24 protein-coding genes are annotated in these 25,698 nt (G+C 64.8%); 19 read left to right on the plus strand and 5 right to left on the minus strand.

From position 1 onward, the window contains the following. Window positions 1-113 precede the first annotated feature (113 nt). From E6B08_RS18855 to E6B08_RS18870, 4 genes are all read left to right on the plus strand, one after another. Entirely contained in the window at window positions 114-824 is a 711-nt protein-coding gene (locus E6B08_RS18855; protein WP_136915436.1) for a histidine phosphatase family protein, read from the plus strand. 55 nt (window positions 825-879) lie between these two features. After that, window positions 880-1,197: an SCP2 sterol-binding domain-containing protein gene (locus tag E6B08_RS18860; RefSeq protein ID WP_136915437.1), complete on the plus strand. Its 318-nt coding sequence runs from the start codon at window positions 880-882 to the stop codon at window positions 1,195-1,197. A gap of 198 nt (window positions 1,198-1,395) precedes the next feature. Continuing rightward, on the plus strand, window positions 1,396-2,463 hold the full coding sequence (locus E6B08_RS18865) for a phosphotransferase family protein (protein ID WP_136915438.1): 1,068 nt from the start codon (window positions 1,396-1,398) through the stop codon (window positions 2,461-2,463). Window positions 2,464-2,495: 32 nt separating this feature from the next. Next, window positions 2,496-3,263: an SDR family oxidoreductase gene (locus tag E6B08_RS18870; RefSeq protein WP_136915439.1), complete on the plus strand. Its 768-nt coding sequence runs from the start codon at window positions 2,496-2,498 to the stop codon at window positions 3,261-3,263. A gap of 30 nt (window positions 3,264-3,293) precedes the next feature. Here the strand turns inward: E6B08_RS18870 and E6B08_RS18875 are convergent, their stop codons facing one another. Further along, window positions 3,294-3,644, minus strand: a complete 351-nt coding sequence (locus E6B08_RS18875) for a hypothetical protein (RefSeq protein ID WP_136915440.1) — start codon at window positions 3,642-3,644, stop codon at window positions 3,294-3,296. A gap of 116 nt (window positions 3,645-3,760) precedes the next feature. On the opposite strand from E6B08_RS18875, the gene E6B08_RS18880 reads away from it, so the two are divergent. The 7 genes from E6B08_RS18880 to E6B08_RS18915 all read left to right on the plus strand — a co-directional run bounded on the left by E6B08_RS18880 (window position 3,761) and on the right by E6B08_RS18915 (window position 10,579). Next, window positions 3,761-4,063 carry an RcnB family protein gene (locus tag E6B08_RS18880; protein ID WP_136915441.1) on the plus strand — a complete coding sequence of 101 codons (303 nt, stop codon included), beginning with the start codon at window positions 3,761-3,763 and terminating at the stop codon, window positions 4,061-4,063. Window positions 4,064-4,241: 178 nt separating this feature from the next. Beyond that, the gene (locus tag E6B08_RS18885) at window positions 4,242-4,421 is read left to right on the plus strand and encodes a hypothetical protein (protein WP_136915442.1); all 180 of its coding nucleotides are present in this window, start codon (window positions 4,242-4,244) and stop codon (window positions 4,419-4,421) included. A gap of 50 nt (window positions 4,422-4,471) precedes the next feature. Then, window positions 4,472-4,879, plus strand: a complete 408-nt coding sequence (locus E6B08_RS18890; RefSeq protein ID WP_136915443.1) for a glycine zipper domain-containing protein — start codon at window positions 4,472-4,474, stop codon at window positions 4,877-4,879. A 142-nt stretch (window positions 4,880-5,021) separates the two neighbouring features. After that, window positions 5,022-6,857 carry an SLC13 family permease gene (locus E6B08_RS18895; RefSeq protein WP_136915444.1) on the plus strand — a complete coding sequence of 612 codons (1,836 nt, stop codon included), beginning with the start codon at window positions 5,022-5,024 and terminating at the stop codon, window positions 6,855-6,857. 127 nt (window positions 6,858-6,984) lie between these two features. After that, entirely contained in the window at window positions 6,985-8,409 is a 1,425-nt protein-coding gene (locus E6B08_RS18900; RefSeq protein WP_136915445.1) for a GGDEF domain-containing protein, read from the plus strand. A 641-nt stretch (window positions 8,410-9,050) separates the two neighbouring features. Further along, a complete protein-coding gene (locus E6B08_RS18910) occupies window positions 9,051-10,094 on the plus strand; it encodes an alpha/beta fold hydrolase (RefSeq protein ID WP_136915446.1) in 1,044 nt (347 codons plus the stop codon). A 299-nt stretch (window positions 10,095-10,393) separates the two neighbouring features. Then, window positions 10,394-10,579, plus strand: coding sequence for a hypothetical protein (locus E6B08_RS18915; protein ID WP_136915447.1), 186 nt, complete (start codon window positions 10,394-10,396; stop codon window positions 10,577-10,579). A gap of 14 nt (window positions 10,580-10,593) precedes the next feature. Here the strand turns inward: E6B08_RS18915 and glcC are convergent, their stop codons facing one another. Next, window positions 10,594-11,373 (minus strand): transcriptional regulator GlcC, encoded by a 780-nt coding sequence (gene glcC, locus E6B08_RS18920; protein WP_136915448.1) that lies wholly within the window; start codon window positions 11,371-11,373, stop codon window positions 10,594-10,596. Window positions 11,374-11,602: 229 nt separating this feature from the next. On the opposite strand from glcC, the gene glcD reads away from it, so the two are divergent. From glcD to E6B08_RS18945, 5 genes are read left to right on the plus strand one after another with little or no spacing between them, the layout of a single operon-like run. After that, a complete protein-coding gene (gene glcD / locus E6B08_RS18925; RefSeq protein ID WP_136915449.1) occupies window positions 11,603-13,102 on the plus strand; it encodes a glycolate oxidase subunit GlcD in 1,500 nt (499 codons plus the stop codon). After that, on the plus strand, window positions 13,102-14,154 hold the full coding sequence (glcE, locus tag E6B08_RS18930; RefSeq protein WP_136915450.1) for a glycolate oxidase subunit GlcE: 1,053 nt from the start codon (window positions 13,102-13,104) through the stop codon (window positions 14,152-14,154). The genes glcD and glcE overlap by 1 nt, the downstream gene beginning before the upstream one ends. 9 nt (window positions 14,155-14,163) lie before the next feature. Further along, complete coding sequence (gene glcF, locus E6B08_RS18935; protein ID WP_136915451.1) at window positions 14,164-15,381, plus strand: glycolate oxidase subunit GlcF; 1,218 nt, start codon at window positions 14,164-14,166, stop codon at window positions 15,379-15,381. Between the two features lie 9 nt (window positions 15,382-15,390). Then, window positions 15,391-15,789 (plus strand): heme-binding protein, encoded by a 399-nt coding sequence (locus E6B08_RS18940; RefSeq protein WP_136915452.1) that lies wholly within the window; start codon window positions 15,391-15,393, stop codon window positions 15,787-15,789. Window positions 15,790-15,832: 43 nt separating this feature from the next. After that, the gene (locus E6B08_RS18945) at window positions 15,833-18,010 is read left to right on the plus strand and encodes a malate synthase G (RefSeq protein ID WP_136915453.1); all 2,178 of its coding nucleotides are present in this window, start codon (window positions 15,833-15,835) and stop codon (window positions 18,008-18,010) included. 375 nt (window positions 18,011-18,385) lie between these two features. On the opposite strand, the gene E6B08_RS18960 is transcribed toward E6B08_RS18945, so the two are convergent. Both E6B08_RS18960 and E6B08_RS18965 read right to left on the minus strand, forming a co-directional pair. Next, window positions 18,386-19,606 (minus strand): glycine hydroxymethyltransferase, encoded by a 1,221-nt coding sequence (locus E6B08_RS18960; protein WP_136915454.1) that lies wholly within the window; start codon window positions 19,604-19,606, stop codon window positions 18,386-18,388. A gap of 13 nt (window positions 19,607-19,619) precedes the next feature. Then, window positions 19,620-20,336, minus strand: coding sequence for a GntR family transcriptional regulator (locus E6B08_RS18965; protein ID WP_136915455.1), 717 nt, complete (start codon window positions 20,334-20,336; stop codon window positions 19,620-19,622). A 145-nt stretch (window positions 20,337-20,481) separates the two neighbouring features. On the opposite strand from E6B08_RS18965, the gene E6B08_RS18970 reads away from it, so the two are divergent. From E6B08_RS18970 to E6B08_RS18980, 3 genes are all read left to right on the plus strand, one after another. Beyond that, on the plus strand, window positions 20,482-21,693 hold the full coding sequence (locus E6B08_RS18970; protein ID WP_136915456.1) for a pyridoxal-phosphate-dependent aminotransferase family protein: 1,212 nt from the start codon (window positions 20,482-20,484) through the stop codon (window positions 21,691-21,693). Window positions 21,694-21,803: 110 nt separating this feature from the next. Continuing rightward, entirely contained in the window at window positions 21,804-23,102 is a 1,299-nt protein-coding gene (locus E6B08_RS18975) for an MFS transporter (protein WP_136915457.1), read from the plus strand. Between the two features lie 48 nt (window positions 23,103-23,150). Next, a complete protein-coding gene (locus tag E6B08_RS18980; RefSeq protein ID WP_202877475.1) occupies window positions 23,151-23,915 on the plus strand; it encodes a 2-keto-4-pentenoate hydratase in 765 nt (254 codons plus the stop codon). A 69-nt stretch (window positions 23,916-23,984) separates the two neighbouring features. On the opposite strand, the gene E6B08_RS18985 is transcribed toward E6B08_RS18980, so the two are convergent. Further along, window positions 23,985-25,652 carry an NAD-dependent malic enzyme gene (locus E6B08_RS18985; protein WP_136915459.1) on the minus strand — a complete coding sequence of 556 codons (1,668 nt, stop codon included), beginning with the start codon at window positions 25,650-25,652 and terminating at the stop codon, window positions 23,985-23,987. Between the last annotated feature and the right edge of the window lie 46 nt (window positions 25,653-25,698).

Consider the following 25,698-nt stretch of genomic DNA (forward strand, 5'->3'; position numbering starts at 1 on the left):
AATGCTGGCAACACAGTTCAAACAAGCTTTTCAAACGCTTGTATGTTTTTTCGTTGACAGCCTCGGTGGCGCATCCTAACCTCGCATCAACCTTCCAACGGCCGGATTTCTTCGTGGGCAACCTGTACCTCATCCGACATGGCCAAGCCTCCTTCGGCGCCGAGGACTACGACGTCCTGTCGGCCACCGGGGCGCGCCAGAGCCATGCCCTGGGCGAGCACCTGGCGCAGCTTGGGGTGCGCCTGGATCGTTGCCTGGCCGGCAGCCTGCGGCGCCAGCAAGACACCGCCCGCCTCGCCCTGCAGGCGATGCAGGCCACAGGTTGCCCGGCTCCGGCCATTGAGACCGACCCGGCGTTCAACGAGTTCGATGCCGACGGTGTCGTACGTGCCCTGGCCCCAGGCCTGCTGGCGGACGAACCCGACGCGCTGCACATCCTGCGCAACGGTGCCCAGCACCGCAGCGAATTCCAGCGCCTGTTCGCGCTGATGGTGCAACGCTGGCACGATGGGCAGCACCAGGGCGAAGGCCTGGAAACCTGGGAGGCCTTCACCGGCAGGGTCGAAGCGGGCCTGCTGCGGGTGCTGGACCAGGCCGGCAGTGGCGACAACATTGCCATCTTCACCTCCGGCGGTACCATTGCCGCGCTGCTCCACCTGGTCACACGCATCACCCCCAGCCAGGCCTTCGCGCTGAACTGGCAGATCATCAACACGTCGCTCAGCCAGCTGAAATTCCGCGGCCGCGACGTGTCCCTGGCCACCTTCAACAGCCAGGCGCATGTGCAGCTGTTGAAGGCGCCGGAGCTCATCACCTATCGATGACCCGGCCTGTTGTGTCCCTTCGGGGACGTGAAAACCACTCTATAAGGAATGCACCATGACCTCCGTAGCTGATGCCGTTAAGAAGATGCAAGAGAAGTTCAACCCATCCGCTGCCGCCGGCCTGGACCTGGTGTTCGGCTTCAACGTCACCGACGAAGACAAGCACTACGCGCTGATCGTCAAGGACGGCACCTGCGAGCTGCAGGAAGGCGAAAACCCGGATGCCAACTGCACCCTGGTGATGGACAGCGAAACCCTCAAAGGCATCGTCAACGGCGAAACCGACGGCATGCAGGCCTTCATGAGCGGCAAGCTGCGCGTCGAAGGCGACATGATGCTGTCGATGAAGCTGAGCGAGCTGTTCCCGGCCTGAGTGCCAGGCCAGCCATGCGAGACGAAGACCGAAGCCCTGGTGGCTTCGGTTTTTTTTTGCGCGCCGAGCAGACGCGTCATCAAGACAGTTGATCGGCCGGCAACACCCTCGCCTATGGGGAGGCTGGGACGCTTGTTCCAGTCGGCGCTGGCCATTAAATTAGCCAATAGTCCTTGCGACAGATAATAAGGAAAACGCATGACGCTCACCGACCCCTCCACCCAGGTACGCCCCGGCGAAGAAATCGACGCGAGGGTCATCGACGCCTTTCTCAAGGACAACATCGAGGGGCTCGAAGGCTCGCCGAGCATCAGCCAGTTCCCTGGCGGTGCTTCCAACCTGACCTACCTGGTGGCCTACCCAGGCCGTGAATTCGTGCTGCGCCGGCCGCCCTTCGGCGAGAAGGCCAAGTCCGCGCACGACATGGGCCGGGAGTTTCGCATCCTCAACCAGCTCAACAGCGGCTTCCCCTACTGCCCCAAGGCCTATGTGCACTGCACCGATACGGCGCAGATCGGCAGCGAGTTCTACGTCATGGAGCGGGTCAGGGGCGTGATCCTGCGCTCGGACATTCCCACCGGACTCGGCCTCGATGCCCGGCGTACCGAACACCTGTGCAAGAGCTTCATCGACCGCCTGGTGCAACTGCACCAGGTCGACTACCAGGCCTGTGGCCTGGCTGACCTGGGCAAGCCCGAAGGCTACGTACAGCGCCAGATCGAGGGCTGGAGCAGCCGCTACGACAAAGCCCTGACCCCGGATGCGCCGCACTGGGAGCAGGTGATGGCCTGGTTGCGCGAGAAGATGCCTGCTGACCACCCGCGCCCGGGCATCGTGCACAACGACTATCGCTTCGACAACGTCATCCTCGATGCCGAAAACCCCATGCGCATCATCGGCGTGCTGGACTGGGAGATGGCCACCATCGGCGACCCGCTGATGGACCTGGGCAACAGCCTGGCCTACTGGATCGAGGCCACCGACCCGCCCGCTGTGCAACTGATGCGGCGCCAGCCCAGCAACGCCCCGGGCATGCTGACGCGCCGGCAGTTCGTCGACCACTACGCCGAGCGCGCCGGTATCCGCCTGGACAATTTCGACTACTACTATTGCTACGGCCTGTTCCGCCTGGCCGGCATCGTCCAGCAGATCTACTACCGCTACTACCACGGCCAGACCCAGGACAAGCGCTTCGCCCAGTTCATCGACATGAACCGCTTGCTCGAGCAGATGACCCTGCAGGTCATCGACAAGTCCGCGCTCTGACAACCGCCCCGACGACCGACAAGGAACACCGCATGTCCAAGACCCACCTGTTCGACCTCGACGGCAAGATCGCCTTCGTCTCCGGCGCCAGCCGCGGCATCGGCGAGGCCATTGCCCATCTGCTGGCCCAGCAGGGCGCCCATGTGATCGTTTCCAGCCGCAAGCTCGAAGGCTGCCAACAGGTCGCCGACGCGATCATCAAAGCGGGCGGCAAGGCGACCGCGGTGGCCTGCCACATTGGTGAGCTGGAGCAGATCCAGCAGGTATTCGGCGCCATCCGCGAACAGTTCGGGCGCCTGGACATCCTGGTCAACAATGCCGCTACCAACCCACAGTTCTGCAACGTGCTGGACACCGACCCGAGCGCTTTCCAGAAAACCGTGGACGTGAATATCCGCGGTTACTTCTTCATGTCGGTGGAGGCCGGCAAGCTGATGCGCGAGCATGGCGGCGGCAGCATCATCAACGTGGCCTCGATCAACGGTGTATCGCCCGGCCATTTCCAGGGCATCTATTCGGTGACCAAGGCTGCGGTCATCAACATGACCAAGGTGTTCGCCAAGGAGTGCGCGCAGTTCGGCATTCGCTGCAATGCGCTGCTGCCGGGCCTGACCGACACCAAGTTCGCCTCGGCGCTGGTGAAGAACGACGCGATCCTGAACGTTGCGCTACAGCAGATCCCGCTCAGGCGCGTGGCCGCGCCCGAGGAAATGGCCGGCGCCGTGCTGTACCTGGCCAGCGATGCGTCCAGCTACACCACCGGCACCGCGCTCAACGTCGACGGTGGCTACCTGTCCTGACTCCTGATCGCGCCGGCGGCCCTGCCTGAGCTACAGGCAGGTTGCCGCGGCCGCGCGGCGCTGCAAGGCAACGCCATCATTCTGCTTGGCGTAGTAGTCGACGCGAGTGCCGCCAGCCTGCGGATAGACATCAACGAACGACTCGGCGCCACGGGTATACACCGTCAGGCCGCCCTGGGCACGCGGCTCCAGGTAGCCGCTGGCGTCGACGCCGAAACGCACGTCATCCTGCCAACTGTACTGGATGCACTGGGCAACCAGCTGCGGTGCCTTCTGCGAGTCGAACTGGGCCGCCGGCTTGCCGCCACGCGCCGCATCCATGGTCGCTGAAGCACAACCGGCCAGCATCAGTACTACGGCCATCGGCACGATCGCTCGCATGTTCCACCCTCGGTAAGAAAAAAGAACGCGACTCTAGCACTGCCGGGCAATCGGAGTGAATTGTCGTGCGTTCGGCGCTGTCGCAATGAAGACCTATTACCGCACAAGGAACTGCCATGCGACCGCTTCCCCTGATCTGCGCCCTGCTCTTCGCCGGCCTGCCCGTGCTGCCCATGACCGCCTCGGCGGCGCCCTCGGCCGAGGAAAGCATGCAGGGTCCGGAAACCCACAACCGCGAAGTGAAAGTCGGTGACAAGGCCCCCGACCAGTACAAGCGCGACGACCAGACCATCGCCGACTGGAAGGCCAAGGGCCTGCCGGAACCGGAAAAGGAGAGCCACTGGGTGCGCATGGGCGACCATTACGTGCTGGTGCAGATCACCAACGGCGTGATCCTGGCCATCCATCCCGCCTCCTGAATACCTCCGGGCCGCCATCCTGGCGGCCCTCCCTTCTGTTTCACCCCCTCCCACCTCCTCGCCTGCCTGTGCCGCTTATCGCTGGCGCCAGAAAATCTTGCGCGGCAAGGAAACCAAATGGATCGTTTCCAGTCTCAGTAGGTGTCCCGTAAACCTTTGCGGATCAAGGACCTATATCGTGATCAAGCGCATTGCCAGCCTGTCTTTACTCGCCGCCATCCTGCTCAGCGCAGGCTGCTATCACCACCACTACCGCGACGACGACGGCTGGCGCGACCACGACCGTGGCGACCGCCACCACCGCCGTCACGATCGCGACGACGACAACCGTCAGTACCGTGACCGCTACTACCGCTGAAGCGTCTGTTCAACCCACCTTTACCCGATGATTCCTCTGAGGTTCATATCATGCGTCTGACTTTGCCTTCCCTCGCCCTTGGCCTGCTCCTGTGCCAGGGCGCTTTCGCCGGTGACGGTACTGCCGCCGTTGGCGGCGGTCTGGGGGGTGCCCTGGGCAATATCGTCGGCCAATCGATGGGCGGCAAGACGGGCGCCGCCATCGGCGCGGGCCTGGGCGGCGCAGCCGGTAGCGCCGTGGGCGCACGCAAGGGCAACCGTACCGAAGCCGCGATCGGCGGTGGCCTGGGCTCGGCTGGTGGCTCGTTGCTGGGCGGCGCGGTCGGGGGTTCGACCGGCTCCACCATCGGTGCAGGCCTCGGCGGCGCGGCCGGCGGCGCGCTGGGCAACCATGTAGGTGACAACAACCGCAGCAGCGGCAGCGGCCACAAGCACAAGCACCGCCGCCACCGTCACTGATCCCTCCGGGCCAGGGCGCCGTCCCTGGCCTGCCCCGCCGCGGGCAAATTCCTGCAACATGTCAATAACGCCTTCACCGCAGGCTGGCACACTGGCTGCTACTGTCTATCGTGCCCCTTGAGTGAAGGAACACCCTCCCCCCATGAACCAAGAGCTACTCTGGGTCCTCGGCCTGCTGGCCGTCGTCGTCACCCTGTTCATCGTCAATCGCCCACGCATGGACGTGGTCGCGTTGCTGGTCATTCTCGCCCTGCCCTTGTTGGGGATCCTCACCGTCGAACAGGCCCTGGCGGGCTTCGCCGACCCCAACGTGGTGCTCATCGCCGCATTGTTCGTGATCGGCGAAGGCCTGGTGCGCACCGGCATCGCCTACCGCATCGGCGAATGGATGAGCGAACGGGCCGGCAACAGTGAGGCGCGCCTGCTGGTGCTGTTGATGGTATCGGTGGCCGGCCTGGGATCGATCATGAGTTCCACCGGCGTGGTGGCGATCTTCATCCCGGTGGTGCTGAGCATCGCCGCGCGCCTGCGTATCTCGCCCAGCCGCCTGATGATGCCACTGGCCTTCGCCGGCCTGATCAGCGGCATGCTTAGCCTGGTGGCCACGCCGCCCAACGTCGTGGTTCACAGCGAACTGGTGCGCCGCGGCGAAGCAGGTTTCCATTTCTTCAGCTTCACCCCGTTCGGCCTGGTGGTGCTGGTGCTCGGCGTGGGTTACATGCTGCTCACGCGCAATTGGCTCAAGGGCGAGGCGCGCAAGGACGGCCGGGTGGAAACGCGGCGCACCCTGCTCGACCTGGTGCTCGACTACAAGCTCAACGGCCGCGAGCGGCGCCTGCGCATCCGCCCGCATTCGCCGTTGATCGGCCACACCCTGGGCGAGCTGGAGCTGCGCACCCGCCATGGCGCCAACGTGATCGGCATCGAGCGCCAGCACAAGTTCACCACCCGGGTGATGACGGCAGACTCCAGTACCGTGCTGCATCAGGGCGATGTGTTGCTCCTCGACCTGTTCGGCCCGCGTGACGGCGATGACCTGCGCACCTTGTGCCAGACCATGCAGCTCGAGCCCCTGCACTTCAAGGCAGCCTATTTCATCGATCAATCGCAAGACCTGGGCATGGCTGAAGTCTCGCTGCCGCCAGGTTCCCAGTGCATCGGCAAAAGTATTCTGGAACTGGCTTTCCGTACGCGCTTCGACCTCAACGTGGTTGGCCTGCGCCGCGAGCAGTCGGCCATCGAGGCGCAGTTGCTGGAAGAAAAACTGCGCCTGGGCGACACACTTTTGGTGGTCGGGCCCTGGAAGGCCATACGCCAACTGCAAAGCCGCCCGTACGACTTCCTGGTGCTGAGCATGCCCGCAGAGATCGACCAGGTCGCGCCGGCCCGCGAACGTGCACCGCATGCGCTGATCAGCCTGGCGGTGATGGTCGCGCTGATGGTCAGCGGCGTGGTGCCCAACGTGCTCGCGGCCCTGATCGGCTGCCTGCTGATGGGTGCCGGCCGCTGCATCGACATGAACAGCGCCTACCGCGCGATCCACTGGCAGAGCCTGGTGCTGATCGTCGGCATGCTGCCCTTCGCCCAGGCGCTGCAGAAAACCGGTGGTATCGACCTGGCGGTGAGCGGCCTGGTGGGCGTGCTCGGCGGCGCCGGCCCGCTGGCCATCCTCGCCTGCCTGTTCGCCCTCACCGCAGTGATCGGGCTGTTCATCTCCAACACCGCCACCGCCGTACTGATGGCACCGGTGGCGATCAGCACGGCCGCACAACTGGGTATGTCGCCGTATCCGTTCGCCATGACCGTGGCCCTCGCCGCCTCGGCCGCGTTCATGACGCCGGTATCGTCGCCCGTGAACACCCTGGTACTGGGGCCAGGGCAGTACCGCTTCGCCGACTTCATCAAGATCGGCGTGCCCTTTACGGTACTGGTGATGCTGGTGACCGTGCTGATGGTGCCATGGATCTTCCGCCTGTGAAGGCCATGAGCATATGCCTGCCGCCTGCGAAAGCGTGCGGCAGATTGACATCAGCCAGTGTCTGGAAACACACTGCATTGTTATTGCCCCAGGTGTTCACAGCCGTCGTCCTGGATTCCGTCTCCGCTTGCCGGTCGAGCCCATGGTTTCTCCAGCCCAGTCGCGCCTGTTGTCCTACGCCATCCTTTTCTGCCTGACCCTTGCCCTGACCCTCGGTGGCATCCTGGCACGCCCCATCGAATCGCTGTCGTTGTTCTGGCCGGTGAATGCCGTGCTGGCCGGGGTGCTATTGCGTTACCCGCGCAAGGCGACGCCGATCGGCTTCGCCCTGGTGTGGCTGGCGATGGTCCTGGCCGACCTTGCCACCGGCAGCGCCTGGGCCCCGGCATTGTGGTTCAACCTGTGTAACCTCGGCGTGGTCGTGACCCTTTGGGCAATCCTGTCGCGCCTGCCGCGGCTGCACCGGCGAATGCGCACGCCACAGGGCGTGCTGAGCGTGTTCGGCGCCTGCGCCGCAGGCGCAATGGTAGCGGCCACCCTGGCCAGCGTGATGGCCACGCCGTGGTTCGAGCAGTCGCTGTGGGCCACTTGGCTTGCATGGTTCAGTGAACAGTTCTCGACCAGCGTGCTGGTACTACCGGTGTTGCTCACTGCGCCGTCTTCCCGTGCCCTGGTACGCAGCGGCGGCCACCCGGTGCGCCTGGCGCAGCTGTTGGTGCTGCTGGCATCGCTGGGGCTGAGCATCGTGTTCGGCGGTCCAGGAGCCATCGCCTTCCCGATCGCAGCACTGCTGTGGTGCGCGTGGACTTATTCGCCCTTCCTGGTTTCCCTGCTCACCTTGACGGCAGGGAGCACCCTGATCGTGGCGGTGGCGCAGAACCTCATGCACTTCAGCGTGCCGCAAAGCCAAAGCGGAGTGACCACGCTGATGTCGGCGCGCCTGGGCATCGCCATGCTGGTGCTCGGGCCACTCGTAGTCGCCTGCGTCAGCCAGGCCAATCGCAGCCTCATGGCGCGCCTTGCGCATCAGGCGAGCATCGACCACCTCACCGGCGTGCTCACCCGCAGTGCCTTCTCCCGGCGCGCCAATGCGTTGCTCGACAGCCGCCAGCAGCATGCGCCCGCCCTGCCGCTGACCTTGATGATGCTCGACATCGACCACTTCAAGTCGATCAACGACCTGCACGGCCACGCGGTCGGCGATCAGGTGCTGCGCCAGTTCGCCATGACTCTGCAAGAACACCTGCACGACGGCGAATTGCTGGCGCGCATGGGCGGCGAGGAGTTCGTCGTGGTGATCCCGGGACTGGCCCCGGAACGTGCGCTGTTCACTGCCGAACGCCTGCGCCGGGCAGTGCAGGACCTGCATGTGGCACAGGGCGATGCACGCCTGCAGATCACCGTGAGCATCGGCCTTGCCGGCTGCGCCGCCGATGCGCCCGCGCCGAGCCTGGACCAGCTACTGGCCAGTGCCGACCAGGCCCTTTATCGGGCCAAGGCCCATGGCCGCAACCGGATCGAACAGGCCGAAGCGACCCGCCAGGTCATCTGATGCAGCCCCGCGAGAAGGGCTGCTCAAATTCTGCTCAATTTGACAGAGACCGCCGCCCACCTGGCCTGCAGAATGTTATCCACAGACCTACCCACGTTTTTTGTGGACAGAATTCCCCGCATAAAGAACGACTTATCGCACACGCAGCAACGCCGCGTTGGCTTGCCTTGCACGCTGCCAAGATCAGGCCGGAATCGGCACAACTAATCAGATCAGCTCGGCGGAATGGTGCCGAGCAGACCGACCAGAATCGTCAACAAAAGGAAACCACCCAAGAACAGTGCCAGCTTGCCCATCGGAACCTCTGCGATGTAATGAGGAGATGGCACTCATTGTCCTGCCGAGGCTGATACGGTTACAGATGCAGGTTGATGGAAAAAAACCATATCAGATCGGCCGTGCTATAGATTCGGCAGGGCATTTTCAGCAGTCATTAGACCGAGCGCCGCGCGGGCGGCGCTCGATCGACAACACACCGCAAAAACCACGGCGGGCCTTCGAGGCCATTGTATCTTTATGTGTACAAACTGCGACCTGACACACAACCAGGCAACATGCCCACGCCATGGACACAGTGCAGATACAGCAATCTTCTTTACTGGCTGCATCAACCGCACCGATGCCCACGCAAGGAGATGCCCATGTTCGCCAGCCGCCCCGCCACCGCTCCCCGCCGCCTGACCCACGCAGCCCTGTTCGCCTGTGCCTTGCTGCCACTCGGGCTGACCGCCGCCGCCACCAGCCTGGCCGCGCAAGCGCCAGCCCAGGCGTCTGCCAGCAGCGTGGATACGTTCGGCCCGCTCAAGCACATCAAGGCTGGCGTACTGGACGTGGCCTACGTCGAGCAGGGCCCGGCCGATGGACCCGTAGTGGTCCTGCTGCATGGCTGGCCGTACGACATCCACAGCTTCCAGGAAGTCGCCCCGGCCCTGGCCGCCAAGGGCTACCGGGTGCTGGTGCCCTATGTGCGCGGCTATGGCCAGACCCGCTTCCTGTCGGCGCAAACGCCACGCAATGCCCAGCCGACGGCGTTGGCCAGCGACCTGATCGCGTTCATGGATGCCTTGCACGTGCAGCACGCCGTGCTCGCCGGGTTTGACTGGGGTGCCCGCACCGCAGACATCGTCGCGGCGCTGTGGCCGGAGCGGGTCAAGGCGCTGGTCTCGGTCAGTGGCTATCTGATCAGCAGCCAGGAAGCTGCCAAGACCCCACTGCCGCCGAGCGCCGAGTTGCAGTGGTGGTACCAGTACTATTTCGCCACGGCCCGTGGCCAGGCCGGCTATGACGCCAACCGCCATGCCTTCGCCAAGCTCATCTGGCAGACCGCCTCGCCCAAGTGGGCATTCGACGATGCCACCTTCGAGCGCAGCGCCCAGGCGCTGGACAACCCAGATCAAGTGGCCATCACCGTGCACAACTACCGCTGGCGCCTGGGGCTGGCCCAGGGCGAAGCGCAATACGATCCGCTGGAGGCCAAGCTGGCCAAGCTGCCGAGCATCACGGTGCCGACCATTACCCTGGAAGGCGACGCCAACGGCGCCCCACATCCGCCTGCCGAGGCCTATGCCCAGCGGTTTACCGGCAAGTATGAATACCGCTTGGTCAGCGGAGGCATCGGCCACAACCTGCCCCAGGAAGCACCGCAGGCATTCGCCAAGGCGGTAGTGGATGCCGACCATTTGTGAAACACAACATGTCAGCTGCCTGCGGAAATCGCCAATATGGGATCTACGCAGGCGTGGCTGGCCTGGGCACCCTTTGATTCGTTACAGACCAAGCCCGCCGAGGCGTCGTCTGCCCAGCCATCGTTTACCAACGGAAACGTGTCCTTCCTACACTTGTAGGAAACAATGACCAGAACTGTAGGCCGCAATACCCGCCCGCTCGATGCCTGTATGAAACCTCAGTTCCGACCCCAACTCCGAGCTGTTACGGTCCGCGCTTCCTACAAACGGCACGGAAGCCCACCACAAAGAGAAACATCATGGAACAGCTCCACTACGCAGCACGCGGGCTACAGAGGACATTGATCGACCTGCGCCGCTCTCGCGATCGCCTGCGTGAAGGCGGCGAGGAAGAAAAAGCAGCGGCTCTGGGCAAACACATCGAGCGCATCGAGCAGGTGCTAAGAGGCCTGCCTGAAGCGCTTCGGCCACCTACCTTGCAATAAAGTCCAAGCGGCCCTCAGCGCCAGCCTTCCAGGCGCATGGTGGCCCGCACCAGTCGCTGCTCTTCCTGCTCGATCTCGCGCAGATTGTCGCGAATGCTGTGGATGTGCTCTTTGGCGGCCCGCTGCGCCTGCTCCGGCAACTGCTCCATCACGGCGTGATACAGCCGTGAGTGCTGCCGGTCTATCTGGCGCTTCTGCGCGGGTCGGCAGTAGAGGTTGTTGACCGAAGCGAACACGGTGCTCAGGGTCAGGTCGCTGAGGGTTTGCAGGGTATGGACGAGTACCGGGTTGTGCGAGGCCTCGCTGATCGCCCGGTGGAATGCATGGTCCAGCCGCGCCTGCTCGCGGGGATCGTGCGATTGCGCCTCTTCGTGGGCGGCGACCATGTCGTCGAAGCGCCGCTTGATCAACAGGCGATCGACCTCGGTGGCGCGCAATGCAGCCAAACGGGCCGACTCGCCTTCGAGCAAGGCGCGCACCTCGAGCAGGTCGAACAGCGTGCGCGGCTGCGAACTGAACAAATGCATCAGGGGCGTGGTGTTGTCGGTACGGGTCAGGTCGGCGACATAGGAGCCGCGACCGTGCTCGGTTTCCACGATGCCCCTGCCCCTGAGAATCCTCAGCCCCTCGCGCAGTGCCGAGCGCGAACAGCCGAGCTTCTCGACCAAGCGCCGCTCGGACGGCAAGGCCTGCCCGACCTTGATGACGCCGTCGACGATCAACTTCTCGATTCGCTCGGCGACCTGGTCAGCGACCTGAACCCTTTCTTGTTTGACATGCGGCGAACTGGCCATCGAAACCTCGTGCTAACTGGTAGGACCAGTCATTGATTCACCCAATACACTGAAATCGATCCTAGCCCAGCAAGCCCCCAACCATCCAGCTTTTCGCCACCGCCCGCCGACAAAGTGGTAGGACCAGTTCGCTTACCTCTCGACGCCGCGCCGCCCAGGCCGCAGTCTCGAAAACGTTCAGCTTGGAGAGCCTCAGGCTCTTTAAACAAAAAAGACAAAAGTGAGCACTATGAACATTCTCTACGACGAGCGCGTCGACGGCGCGCTGACCCGAGTGGACAAGGCGATGCTTCTCGAGCGCCTGCGCTCGGCCCTGCCCGACCTGGAGATTTTGCACACCCTCGAAGACCTGCGCCCTTATGAGTGCGACGGGCTGTCGGCCTATCGCGTGGTGCCGCTGCTGGTCGTGCTGCCAGAGCGCATCGAACAGGTTCAGGCGCTGCTCAAGATTTGCCACGCGTTGAACGTGCCCGTGGTGGCACGCGGTGCCGGCACTGGGCTGTCTGGCGGTGCGCTGCCGTTGGAGCAAGGCATCCTGCTGGTGATGGCGCGCTTCAACCGCATTCTCGAGATCAACCCCGAGGGCCGCTTCGCCCGGGTCCAGCCCGGCGTGCGCAACCTGGCCATTTCCCAAGCCGCCTCGCCCCATGGCCTGTACTACGCTCCCGATCCCTCGTCGCAGATTGCCTGTTCGATCGGCGGCAACGTGGCCGAGAACGCCGGCGGCGTGCACTGCCTGAAGTACGGGCTGACCGTGCACAACCTGCTGAAAGTGGAAATCCTCACCGTCGAAGGCGAATGCATGACCCTGGGCAGCGACGCCTTCGACGCCCCGGGCTTCGACCTGCTGGCGCTGTTCACCGGCTCCGAAGGCATGCTCGGCATCGTCACCGAGGTCACCGTCAAGCTGTTGCCCAAGCCGCAGGTCGCCCGGGTACTGCTGGCCAGCTTCGACTCGGTGGAAAAAGCCGGCCGGGCGGTGGCCGACATCATCAGCGCCGGGATCATCCCCGGTGGCCTGGAGATGATGGACAACCTGTCGATCCGCGCAGCCGAAGACTTCATCCACGCCGGGTATCCAGTGGACGCCGCGGCCATCCTGCTGTGCGAGCTCGATGGCGTGGAGGCCGACGTGCAGGACGACTGCGAGCGGGTCGACGCGGTGCTCAGGGCAGCCGGAGCCACCGACGTGCGCCTGGCCTGCGACGAGGCCGAACGGGCGCGCTTCTGGGCAGGGCGCAAGAACGCCTTCCCCGCAGTCGGGCGCATTTCTCCGGACTACTACTGCATGGATGGCACCATTCCACGCCGGGCCCTGCCCGAGGTTCTCATCGGCATCGGCGCATTGTCGGAAGCGTTTGGCCTGCGTGTGGCCAACGTGTTCCATGCCGGCGACGGCAACATGCATCCGCTGATCCTGTTCGATGCCAACCAGCCCGGCGAGCTGGAGCGCGCCGAAGCGCTCGGCGCGCGCATCCTCGAACTGTGCGTGGCGGTGGGCGGCAGCATCACCGGCGAGCATGGCGTGGGCCGCGAGAAGATCAACGCGATGTGCGCGCAGTTCAACAGCGACGAGCTGACCCTGTTCCACGCCGTCAAGCACGCCTTCGATCCACAGGGCCTGCTCAACCCCGGCAAGAACATCCCGACCCTGCATCGTTGCGCCGAATTCGGCTCGATGCACGTGCACCACGGCCAACTGCCGTTCCCTGAACTGGAGCGTTTCTGATGCGACACGATCACGACGCCAGCGTGGCGTTGCTGGAGCAGGTCAACCAGGCGCTCAACGAACGCACGCCGCTGCGCATTCAGGGTGGCAACAGCAAGGCCATGCTCGGCCGCCCGGTTCAGGGCGAGGTGCTCGACACCCGCGTGCACCGCGGCATCGTCAGCTACGACCCGACCGAACTGGTACTCACCGCCCGTGCCGGTACACCACTGGCGGAAATCGAAGCGGCGTTGCAGGCCCAAGGGCAGATGTTGCCCTTCGAACCCCCGCACCTGGGCCCCGAGGCGACGCTCGGCGGCATGGTCGCCGCCGGCCTGTCCGGCCCACGCCGGCCATGGGCCGGCTCGACCCGCGACTACGTGCTCGGCACCCGGGTGATCACCGGTCACGGCAAGCTGCTGCGCTTTGGCGGCGAAGTGATGAAGAACGTCGCCGGCTACGACCTGTCGCGGCTGATGGCCGGCAGCTTCGGCTGCCTGGGGTTGCTGGTCGAGGTATCGCTCAAAGTGCTGCCCAAGCCGCGCGCATGCCAGAGCCTGCGCTTGCCGATGGATGCCCGCCAGGCCCTGGGCGAGCTGGCCGAGTGGGGCCAGCAGCCGATCCCGATCACTGCCGCCTGCCATGACGGCGAAGCGCTGCACCTGCGTTTGGAGGGTGGTGAAGGTTCGGTGGCATCGGCTGTCGACCGGCTCGGCGGCCAGGCGCTGGACAGTCGCTATTGGGTCGAGCTGCGCGAGCAGCGCCTGGCCTTTTTTGCTGGCGAAGAACCGCTGTGGCGCCTGTCGCTGCCGAACAACACGCAGCTCCCGACCTTGCCTGGCAGGCAGTTGCTCGATTGGGGCGGCGCCCAGCGTTGGCTGAAGTCCGACGCCCCGGCGGCAACCATTCGCGCCGCTGCGGCCCAGGCCGGTGGCCACGCGACGTTGTTCCGCCAGGACCCGGCGCCGTTCCAGCCGCTGGCCGAACCGCTGTTGCGCTACCACCGCAACCTCAAGCAGCAACTCGATCCCCAGGGCATCTTCAACCCTGGCCGTCTGTACGCCGACGTCTGAGAGCGCGCCATGCAAACCAATCTGAGCGAATACGCCAAAAGCCTTCCTCGCGCCGAGGAAGCCGAACGCATCCTGCGCTCGTGTGTGCACTGCGGCTTCTGCACCGCCACCTGCCCGACCTACCAGTTGCTGGGCGACGAACTGGACGGCCCGCGCGGGCGCATCTACCTGATCAAGCAGGTACTCGAAGGCCAGGAGGTGACGGCCAAGACGCAACGCCACCTGGACCGCTGCCTGACCTGCCGCAACTGCGAAACCACCTGCCCCTCGGGCGTGGAGTACCACAGCCTGCTCGATATCGGCCGCGCCGTGGTCGAGGAAAAAGTCCCGCGCCCGCTTGGCCAGCGCCTGCTGCGCGAAGGCCTGCGCAGCGTGGTGCCACGGCCTGCAGTGTTCAAGGCACTGACGCAGACCGCCAAGGCCCTGCGGCCGCTGTTGCCACAAACGCTGCAAGCCAAGCTGCCACGCCATGCGCAGCCGGCCAAGCCGCGCCCACAGCGCCAGCATGCGCGCAAGGTGCTGATGCTCGAAGGCTGCGTGCAACCGAGCCTGTCGCCCAATACCAACGCCGCAGCGGCCCGTGTGCTCGACCGCCTGGGCATTTCGGTGACCGCAGCGCGCGAGGCGGGTTGCTGCGGCGCGGTGGACTATCACCTCAACGCCCAGGACAAGGGCCTGGAGCGGGCCCGTCGCAACATCGACGCGTGGTGGCCGGCGATCGAAGCCGGGGCCGAGGCCATCGTCCAGACCGCCAGCGGCTGCGGTGCCTTCGTCCGCGACTATGGCCACCTGCTCGCCGCTGATCCGGCCTATGCCGCCAAGGCGGACAAGGTCAGTGCCCTGGCCCGCGACCTGGTCGAAGTGCTGCGCGAGGAACCCCTGGAAAGCCTCGGCGTGCACGCCGATCGGCGCCTGGCGTTCCACTGCCCGTGCACCCTGCAACATGCGCAAAAACTAGGCGGCGCCGTCGAAGGCGTGCTGGGCCGTCTAGGCTTCAGTCTCACCGCGGTGCCCGACAGCCACCTGTGCTGCGGTTCGGCCGGCACCTATTCGCTGACCCAGCCGGCGCTGTCGCTACAACTGCGGGACAACAAGCTCAACGCGCTGGAAAGCGGCAACCCGGAGGTGATCGTCACCGCCAACATCGGTTGCCAGACCCACCTCGACGGGGCTGGGCGCACGCCCGTGCGCCATTGGATCGAACTGGTGGAAGAAGCCCTCATCTAGGAGAAGACCATGCAACGCAAAGCCGTACTGGAACAAGCCGACGTCGCCCGTATCCTCGCCGCCGCCCGCGACGAGGCGCAACGCAACCAGTGGAAAGTGACCATTGCCGTGGTCGACGATGGCGGCCACCCGCTGGCCCTGGAACGCCTCGACGGCTGCGCGCCGATCGCCGCCTACATCGCCACCGAGAAGGCCCGCAGCTCGGCCCTGGGCCGGCGTGACACCAAGGGCTACGAGGAGATGGTCAACGGTGGCCGCACGGCCTTCGTCAGCGCCCCGCTGCTGACCTCGCTCGAAGGCGGCCTGCCGGTGGTGGTCGATGGCCAGGTGATTGCCGCGGTAGGCGTGTCCGGGGTCAAGGCCGAGCAGGACGCGCAGGTGGCAGCCGCCGGTATCGCCGCGCTCTGAGCGCGCCGGCAAGGATCAACGAATCAAGCATTAGGAGAATGACATGACCGAGCGTGTAGCGTGCCAGCGCCTGAGCGTAGCCGACAACTTCAAGCGCTTCATCGAGGGCGAAGTCCTGCCTGGCACCGAGATCGATGCAGCGCAATTCTGGAAAGGGTTCGACGCCCTGGTGCACGACCTCGCCCCGCGTAACCGCGCGCTGCTGGCCGAACGCGACCGCCTGCAGACCGAGCTGGATGCCTGGCACCGCGCCCACCCGGGCCCTGTACAGGACATGGCGGCCTACCAGCGCCACCTCGAAACCATCGGCTACCTGTTGCCGCAGCCCGAGCAGGTCAAGGTCGATACCCGCAACGTCGATACCGAGATCACCACCCAGGCCGGCCCGCAGCTGGTGGTGCCGGTGATGAATGCACGCTATGCGCTGAACGCCGCCAACGCTCGCTGGGGTTCGCTGTACGATGCGCTGTACGGCACCGACGCCATCAGCGAGGCCGACGGCGTGCAGAAAGGCCCAGGCTACAACCCGGTACGTGGCGACAAGGTGATCGCCTTCGCCCGCGCCTTCCTCGATCAAGCTTTCCCCCTGCAAGGTGCCTCGCATGTCGATGCCAGCGCCTACCAGGTACTGGATGGCCAACTGCGCGTGACCCTGGGCACCGGCGAAAGCGCAAGCCTGGCGCAGCCGGAGCAGTTCCTTGGCCACCAAGGCCAGGCCTCGGCGCCCACGGCCGTGCTGTTGAAGAATCACGACCTGCACGTGGAGATCCAGATCGACCCTACCAGCGCCATCGGCAGCACCGACCGCGCCGGGGTCAAGGACCTGCTGCTCGAATCGGCACTGACCACCATCATGGATTGCGAAGACTCTGTGGCAGCCGTGGATGCCGAAGACAAGGTCCTGGTCTATCGCAACTGGCTGGGGCTGATGAAGGGCGATCTGTCCGAAAGCGTCAGCAAGGGCGGCAAGGCCTTTACCCGTACCCTCAACCCCGACCGCAGCTACCAGGGCCGCGACGGCTCGACCCTGACCCTGCCGGGGCGTTCGCTGCTGTTCGTGCGTAACGTCGGCCACCTGATGAGCAACCCGACGGTGCTCGATGAAAACGGCCAGGAGATCCCCGAAGGCATTCTCGATGCCGTGGTCACCAGCCTGGCCGCGCTGCACGACCTGCAACGCCGGGGCAATTCGCGTAGCGGCAGCGTGTACATCGTCAAGCCGAAGATGCACGGCCCGGCCGAAGTGGCCTTCGCCAGCGAGCTGTTCGACCGTGTCGAAGACTTGCTGGGCCTGGCTCGCAACACCTTGAAGATGGGCATCATGGACGAGGAGCGGCGCACCACCGTCAACCTCAAGGCCTGCATCGCCCAGGCAGCCCAGCGCGTGGTGTTCATCAACACCGGCTTCCTCGACCGCACCGGTGACGAGATGCACACGGCCATGGAAGCCGGGCCGATGCTGCGCAAGGGCGACATGAAGTCGACGGCGTGGATCCAGGCCTACGAGCGCAACAACGTGTTGGTGGGCCTGAACTGTGGCCTGCGTGGCCATGCGCAGATCGGCAAGGGCATGTGGGCCATGCCCGACCTGATGGCGGCCATGCTCGAACAGAAGATCGCCCATCCCAAGGCCGGTGCCAACACCGCCTGGGTGCCCTCACCCACCGCCGCCACCCTGCACGCCCTGCACTACCACCAGGTGGACGTACGTCAGGTGCAGATCGAGCTGGAACGTGTTTCGCTGGGCGCAGAGCGCGCCAGCCTGCTGCGCGACCTGCTCACGGTGCCGGTCAGCGCCACGCGGGACTGGAGCGCCACGGATATCCAGGCCGAGTTGGACAACAACTGCCAGGGGATCCTCGGCTACGTGGTGCGTTGGGTCGAACAGGGCGTCGGTTGCTCGAAGGTGCCGGACATTCATGACGTCGGCCTGATGGAGGACCGCGCAACCCTGCGGATCTCGGCGCAGCACATCGCCAACTGGCTGCACCACGGGGTGGTCAGCAGCGAGCAGGTGCGCGCGACCTTGGCGCGCATGGCCCAGGTGGTGGACGGGCAAAACGCCGGGGACCCTGCGTACCGGGCGATGGCGGCGGATCTGGAAGGGTCGTATGCCTTCAGGGCGGCCAGTGACCTGGTGTTCAAGGGGCGGGAGCAGCCTAGCGGGTATACCGAGCCGTTGCTGCATGCATGGCGGTTGAAGTTCAAGCAGGGGTCGTGATCGGGGGCCCGATGGCACCGGCTTCGCCGGTGTTCGCGGGCGAGCCCGCTCCCACAGGTACCGCGCAGGCCCGGCAGCTGTGAAGATCCTGTAGGAGCGGGTTTACCCGCGAAAAGGACACCGCGGGGCATGGCACCGGCTTTGCCGGTGTTCGCGGGCAAGCCCGCTCCCACAGGTACCGCACAAGCCCTGGCAGCTGTGAAGATCCTGTAGGAGCGGGTTTACCCGCGAAAAGGACACCGCGGGGCATGGCACCGGCTTTGCCGGTGTTCGCGGGCAAGCCCGCTCCCACAGGTAGCGCACAAGCCCTGGCAGCGGTGAGGATCCTGGGGAGCGGGCTTGCCCGCGAAGAGGACACCGCAGGGCTTGCCGGTGTTACAGGGGCTGCACCGAGCGAGGACGGGCGAGCAACGCCTTCACCTCGGCTCCGCCATCGCTCTCGCCTGCCAATACGCGCCTTAACAGCCCAGCGATATCGGCCATGTCCCGAGGCTCCAACCCCAGCCGGGTCAAAACCTGCGTGCCCAGCCGTAGCGCATGCTGCCCTGGGCGCGAAGGGTTCGCGCAGGTGCCGACGACGATACCGCTGCGTTCCAACTGCCGCATCACGGCGCGAGGGTCCGCGGCATCGCCAAGCGGAATCAACAACTGGTGCGTCGCCTGCCGCACCGTAGCGCCAGCCATCACCGGCAAACCTTGCTCACGCAAAGCATCGGCCAAGGCCACGGTGTTGCCAGTGATCCGCCGTGCATACCCCTCCCCGTCCCGCTTCACCTCGCTGAGCAACTGCAACAGGCACGGCAGGCGCCCGGCGTCATAGTTGGCGAGGAAGTACCGATCGAGGAACGCCTTGAACCTCACAGCATGCTCGGGCTCACGCCCTAGAACCAGGCCCTGGGGCAGCCCCGGCAGGGTCTTGTAGGTCGACGTGGTGATCAGGTCGACACCCGCTTCGAACGGATTCGGAAACGTCTTGCCGGCAATCAGCCCCGACACATGCGAGGCATCGAATATCGTCAGCGCACCGACGGCATGCGCAGCCTCCACGACCTCGACGATATCGTCAGGCTCGAGCAGAACACTGCGCCCCAGCATCACCAGCTTCGGCTCTCGCTGCCGCACCTGGGCAGCCGCACGCTTGCCATCCAACCGACAAGCCACGGCATCGAACGGCAGGTCCTCGACACGTAACCCCGCAAGCTCCGGCGTACCACCCCGACGCTGGCTCAGGTGCCCACCATGGCCAGCAGCCGGCGCCAGAAGCAGGTCGCCAGGCGCCGCGAAGCTATGGAACACCGCCAGATTGGCCAGGATGCAACTGGGTAACCGCACCTCCGCCCAACCCGCGCCGAACACCTCGCAGGCCAGCGCTTCGACACGTTGCTCCAGGCGAGAAACCAGATCGGTATCCGGCTGCTCCTTGGCAAAGCTCGGCCCCATCGCCGGATAGGCACTCAGCCCTGGTGCATAGGCACCGATGACCTCGGCGCTGGGCAGGTTGGCCCCGGCATACAACACCAACCGCGCCTCGCTGAGTTGCCGGGTGCGCGCGCGCGCCGCCCCGGCCAGTGCTACATCGCTTTCGATCCCCGACATGCATGACTCCCGGTCAGCGAGTTTGGGCCGCCTCCTGGGTGGCCATCAGCACCAGCACCGCATCGCGTTTTTCCAGCAGGTGATGGCGCAGGATGGCGCTCAAGCGCTTGCCGTCACGGGCTTCGAGGGCCTCGATCATTTCTTCGTGATCGTGCACGGCGCGGTCCCATTTCGGCGGCAGGTGGTTGGAGCGGAACCGGAACGCCTGCAGCCGAGCGTTCAACTGCTGGTACTGCTGGCTGAGCAGGCTGTTGCGCGCGGCCAGGTTGATACGCTCGTGAATGGCATGGTTGAGCTTGTAGTAACCCGCCAGGTCGTCCTGGTTGCGGCACACCAGCATCGCATAGTGCATGGCCTTGATCTCGGCCACTTCCTCGGCGGTGATGCGCTCGCAGGCCAGCTCGCCGGAAAACGCCTCCAGGCCGCTCATCAACTCGAATGCCTCGCGCATCTCCACCTCGGACAAGCGCGCGACGCTGGCGCCGCGGTTTGGCGCGATATCGATCAGACGCTCGGCAGCCAGCACCTTCAGCGCTTCGCGCAGCGGCGTGCGGGAAATACCCAGGTGCTCGCACAACTCACGCTCGTTGAGCTTCTGACCAGGCGCCAGGATGCCTTCGGTGATGAACGTGCGCAGGTGCTCGACCACGGTGTCGTGCAACCGCTGACGTTCGACTTTCGGCAGCACCCGATCGAGCGCCGCCGGTCCCGCAGAATCTGAATATTGCATGCAAAATCCCCCCTCAGACTTCGCAATCATAGTTCAAAGCCTCGTAATCCGGCCATTCCCGGCTTGCACAAATTGGCGTTTGACGAGGTTCGACCGGCTGCTATTGTATATTGCATTCAAAATACAAAAACAAAAGGAGACACCCATGCTCACGCTCGACTTCCATCCTGCCGGCCGCCACTTCCTGCAGATTCCTGGGCCCAGCCCGGTACCGGATCGCATCCTGCGGGCCATGAGCTACCCCACCATCGACCACCGCGGCCCGGAGTTCGGCGAACTCGGGCTCAAGGTGCTCGACGGCATCAAGAAGATCTTCAAGACCGTGCACCCGGTGGTCATCTACCCGGCGTCGGGCACCGGCGCCTGGGAAGCGGCGCTGTGCAACACCCTGAGCGCCGGCGATGAAGTGCTGATGTTCGAAACCGGGCACTTCGCCACGCTGTGGCAGAAGATGGCCGTGAACCTGGGCCTCAAGCCGCAGTTCATCGGCCGGCCGGGGATCGAGGGCTGGCGCGGTGGCGTCGATGCCGCGATGATCGAGGCCCACCTGCGCGCCGACAGTGGCCAGCGCATCAAGGCGGTGTGCGTGGTGCACAACGAGACCAGCACCGGCGTGACCTCCGACATCGCCGCCGTGCGCAAGGCCATCGATGCGGCGGGCCACCCCGCCCTGCTGCTGGTCGACACCATTTCCGGCCTGGCCTCGGCGGACTATCGCCATGACGAATGGGGCGTGGACGTCACGGTGTCCGGCTCGCAAAAGGGCCTGATGCTGCCGCCGGGCATCAGCTTCAATGCCCTGTCGCCCAAAGCCATAGAAGCCAGCAAGCAGGCGAAACTGCCACGCAGCTTCTGGGGCTGGGACGAAATCATCGAGATGAACAAGACCGGCTACTGGCCCTACACGCCCAACACCAACCTGCTGTACGGCCTGGCCGAAGCCCTGGACATGATCCTCGGCGAAGGCCTGGACAACGTCTTCAGCCGTCATCAACGCCTCGCCCAGGCCTGCCGCAGCGCGGTCAACGCCTGGGGGCTGGACATCCAGTGCGCCGACCCGCGCGTGTACAGCCCCGTGCTGACCGGCGTCATGACCCCTGAAGGCGTCGACGCCGACGCCGTGCGCAAGGTGATCTACGAACGCTTCGACATGTCGCTGGGCACGGGCCTTGGCAAGATGAAGGGGCGCATGTTTCGCATCGGCCACCTGGGCGACTGCAACGACCTGACGCTGATGGCAACCCTGACCGGCTGCGAAATGGGCTTGCAGCTGGCGGGCGTTAAACTGAAATCGAGTGGCGTGCTGGCGGCAATGGACTACCTGGGTGCGCAAGCGGTGCCACTGCGCCGCGAATGACTGGCCCCTCGCAGTGAAGCGCACTGCGGCACTGCCGCAGTGCCATGAACGACTGACTATCCCGAATCCTCGCGTTGTCGGCGAGAACAATAAGAAATTGGAGATAGACCATGAAGTTTTTTCGTCTGCGCCCCACCACCGTGGTGCTGTTCATGCTGTGCGCCATGTACTTCATCACCTACCTGGACCGGGTCAACGTCAGTACTGCCGCTGTAGGTTTCGGCCCTGAATTCGGACTCAGCAAGACCGAGATCGGCTTCGTCTTTTCTGCCTTCGCCTATCCCTACCTGATCTTCCAGATCATCGGCGGCTGGGTCAGTGACCGCTTCGGTGCCAAGCGAACCCTGGTGGTCTGCGGCATCATCTGGGCGGCCGGCACGTTCATGACCGGCCTTGCCGGTGGCTTCGTTTCGCTGATCGTCGCCCGGGTGCTGCTCGGCCTTGGCGAGGGTGCGACCTTCCCTGCAGCCACGGCTGCCATGTCACGCTGGGTACCCAAGGAAAAACGCGGCTTCGCCCAGGGCATCACCCATGCTTTCGCAAGGCTCGGCAATGCCCTGGCGCCGGCAGCGATGGTCGCGATCATGGCCGCCTACGGCTGGCGCGAGTCGTTCTATGCCTGCGCCATCATCAGCTTCGTCTGGGTCGCTCTCTGGGCGCTGGTGTTCACCGACTCGCCGAAGAACCATCCGCGCATCTCGCAAGAGGAGCTGGACTCACTGCCGGGGCTGCGCAGCAAAAGCAAGCAACCCTTGCCGTGGGGGCGCCTGTTCAGGCGCATGGCACCCGTGACCATCGTCTACTTCTGCTACGGCTGGACGCTCTGGCTGCTGCTGAGCTGGGTGCCGATGTACTTCATGAACCTGGGCCTGGACCTCAAGGGCACCGCCATCTTCGCCTCCGCCGTGTTCTTCGGCGGCGTGGTCGGCGACACGCTGGGCGGTATCGTCAGCGACCGCATCTACGCCAAGACCCAGGACCTGAACAAGGCCCGCAGCCGCATGGTCGCCATCTGCCTCAGCCTGACGCTGCTGTCGCTGCTGCCGCTGATGTTCACCACCAACCTGCACGTGTCCCTGGCATGCCTGGCCATTGGTTTCTTCTTCTCGGAAATGACCATCGGCCCGATGTGGGCCATCCCCATGGACATCGCCCCCGACCACTCCGGCACCGCCAGCGGCATGATGAACACCGGTTCCGCCATGGCCGCGATCATCAGCCCGGTGGCATCGGGTATGCTGATCGACACCTTCGACAACTGGCAGCTGCCGTTTCTGGTCAGCATCATCCTGCTAGGGATCGGCGTGATACTGTCGTTCCGCATGAAGCCGCAGAACAAGTTCGAGTATGCCAAGCCGCCGCTGGCACCTGCCAGCGACGCGCAACCCTCTCCCGCCATTGGCAAATGAGCAATGAGCCCGCGCGTCAGGCGCGGGCGCTTGAAAAGGAGCGACACCTTGAATACAGCAGTCAATCCCACGCGCCTGGCGCAATTGATCGTCGATGCGCAGCGCCAGGGCAATGCATTGGGGGAACTCGACGAGGCGCTTTATCCAAAGGACTTCACGGCGGCCTACCAGACCCAGCAAGCGATCTTCGACCTGCGTGGCATCACCCCTGGCGGCTGGAAGATCGGCTCGAAATCTCACACCGGGCCGGTCCAGGGCTCGCCCCTGCCCGCCGAGTGCGTCCACACCCAGGCGGCTTCGTTCAAGCGGACCGATTACGCGCCAGCGGCGCTGGAGCTGGAAATCGCCTTTCGCTTCAACCGCGACTTCGCCCCGCGTGAGCAAGCGTACAGCGACGAGGAAGTGCTCGGCAGCATCGGCGAAATGGCCGCAGCCGTGGAAATCGTCGCTAGCCGTTTTGCCGCCTGGCCGAAGGTCGAGCCCCTGACCCAATTGGCCGACCTGCTCAATCACGGCGCGTTGATAGTCGGGGCGTTCGTGCCCTACCGGGCAGATTTCCCCTTCGCCCAACCTTCGCTCGAGTTCCTGTTCAACGACCAGAGCATCGTGCCGGGAACCGCCGCGAACCCGGCGGGCGACCCGCGCCGGCTACTGCCGTGGCTGGTCAACCACCACACCGGCCAGGGGCGCACGCTGTCGAAGGACCTGGTGATCACCACCGGTTCGTTCACCGGCATGTACATCCCCAAAACCCAGGGAAAAGTCGCCGGCGTGATCGAAGGGTTGCCACCGGTAACACTCGACATCCAATGATTAACCGGCCACACCGCTGAACGGACAAGCCTGCGGCGCCACAGGACATTCGTGTGGCGCCGCTTGCTGTCAGGCGGTGACGTAGTCGCGGTACTTCGGCTCCCAGAACGTCGCTGCGATCGCCTCGCGCAGCGCCGCTTCCTCCTGTTGTGGCGCCACGCCTTCGGCGCACGCCTCGAGGGCCACGGCCAGGGCGATATCCTTGCTCACCCGCTGCACCTCGTTCATCGGCGGCAGCATCTCACCCGCCTGTGCGCTGGCAGCCAACGCCCTGGCCGAGGCCATCAACATGCGCTCGGTGACTCGCCGCGCCTTGCTGGCAATCACGCCCAGGCCGACCCCGGGGAAGATGTACGAGTTGTTGCACTGGGCGATGCGGAAAGTGCGCCCGTCCACTTCGACCGGCTGGAATGGGCTGCCGGTGGCCACCAGCGCCTGGCAGTCGGTCCAGCGCAGGATGTCGGCCGGATGCGCCTCGATCTGCGAAGTGGGGTTGGACAGCGGCATCACGATCGGCTTGGCGCAGCCCTTGTACAACGTGGTGATGACGTCCTCGGTGAACAGCCCGGCCTTGCCCGACACGCCGATCAACACCGTCGGCCGGGCATTGGCCACCACTTCCTGCAGGTTCGGCCAGTCGCCCTGGTAGCCCCACTGGGCCAGCGACGCCGTCGGGTGCGACAGGCGCTTCTGGAAGTCGTACAGCCCTTCCTGGCGGTCGGTGAGCAGGCCCTTGCTGTTGAGCAGGAATACCTGGCTGCGCGCCTGGGCGTCGCTCAGCCCCTCCTCGACCATGGCCTGGATGATCTGCTCGGCGATGCCACAGCCAGCGGAACCTGCGCCGACGAAGGCGATGGTCTGACGCGACAGCGGTTCGCCCTTGATCTTGCAGGCCGCCAGCAAGGTGCCGACGGTGACTGCAGCGGTCCCCTGGATATCGTCGTTGAAGCAGCACACCTTGTCGCGGTAGCGCGCCAGCAGCGGCATGGCGGTGGTCAGGGCGAAGTCCTCGAACTGCAGCAAGGCATCGGGCCAGCGCTTTTGCACAGCGTCGACGAAGGCCTGGAGAAACGCGTCGTAGTCGGCGCCACGCACCCGTGGCTGCTTGAGGCCGAAGTACTCGGGGTCTTCGAGCAGGGTGCTGTTGCCGGTGCCGACGTCGAGTACCACCGGCAACGTGTAGGCCGGGCTGATGCCGCCGCAGGCGGTGTACAGCGACAGCTTGCCGATCGGAATGCCCATGCCGCCCACACCCTGGTCGCCAAGGCCGAGGATGCGTTCGCAGTCACTGACGACGATCACCTTGACCTTGTCCTTGGTGACGTTGTTGAGGATTTCGTCGATACGGTCGCGGTCGTCGTAGGAAATGAAAACGCCACGGTAGCTGCGGTAAATGCGGGAAAATTCCTGACAGGCCTTGCCGACGGTTGGGGTGTAGATGATCGGCAGCATCTCTTCGAGATGGGTTTCCACCAGCTTGTAGTAGAGGGTTTCGTTGCGGTCCTGGACCGAGCGCAGGTAGACGTGCTTTTCCAGATTGCCGGGCGCCTCGCTGAACTGCCGATAACACCTGGCCACCTGTTGCTCCAGCGTCTCGACGTGGGCTGGGAGCAGGCCGAGCAGGTGAAACTGCTCGCGCTCACTCGCCGAAAAGGCAGTACCTTTGTTCAACAATGGGGTTTCCAGCAGCGTTGGGCCGCGGAACTTGACGGGCAACGGACGACGTACTGACGGCATGGAAATGGCCTCGTTTGCTTGTTGTATTTTGCATTCAATATACCAA

This window comes from Pseudomonas putida (assembly GCF_005080685.1).
Taxonomy (GTDB): Bacteria; Pseudomonadota; Gammaproteobacteria; order Pseudomonadales; family Pseudomonadaceae; genus Aquipseudomonas; species Aquipseudomonas putida_V.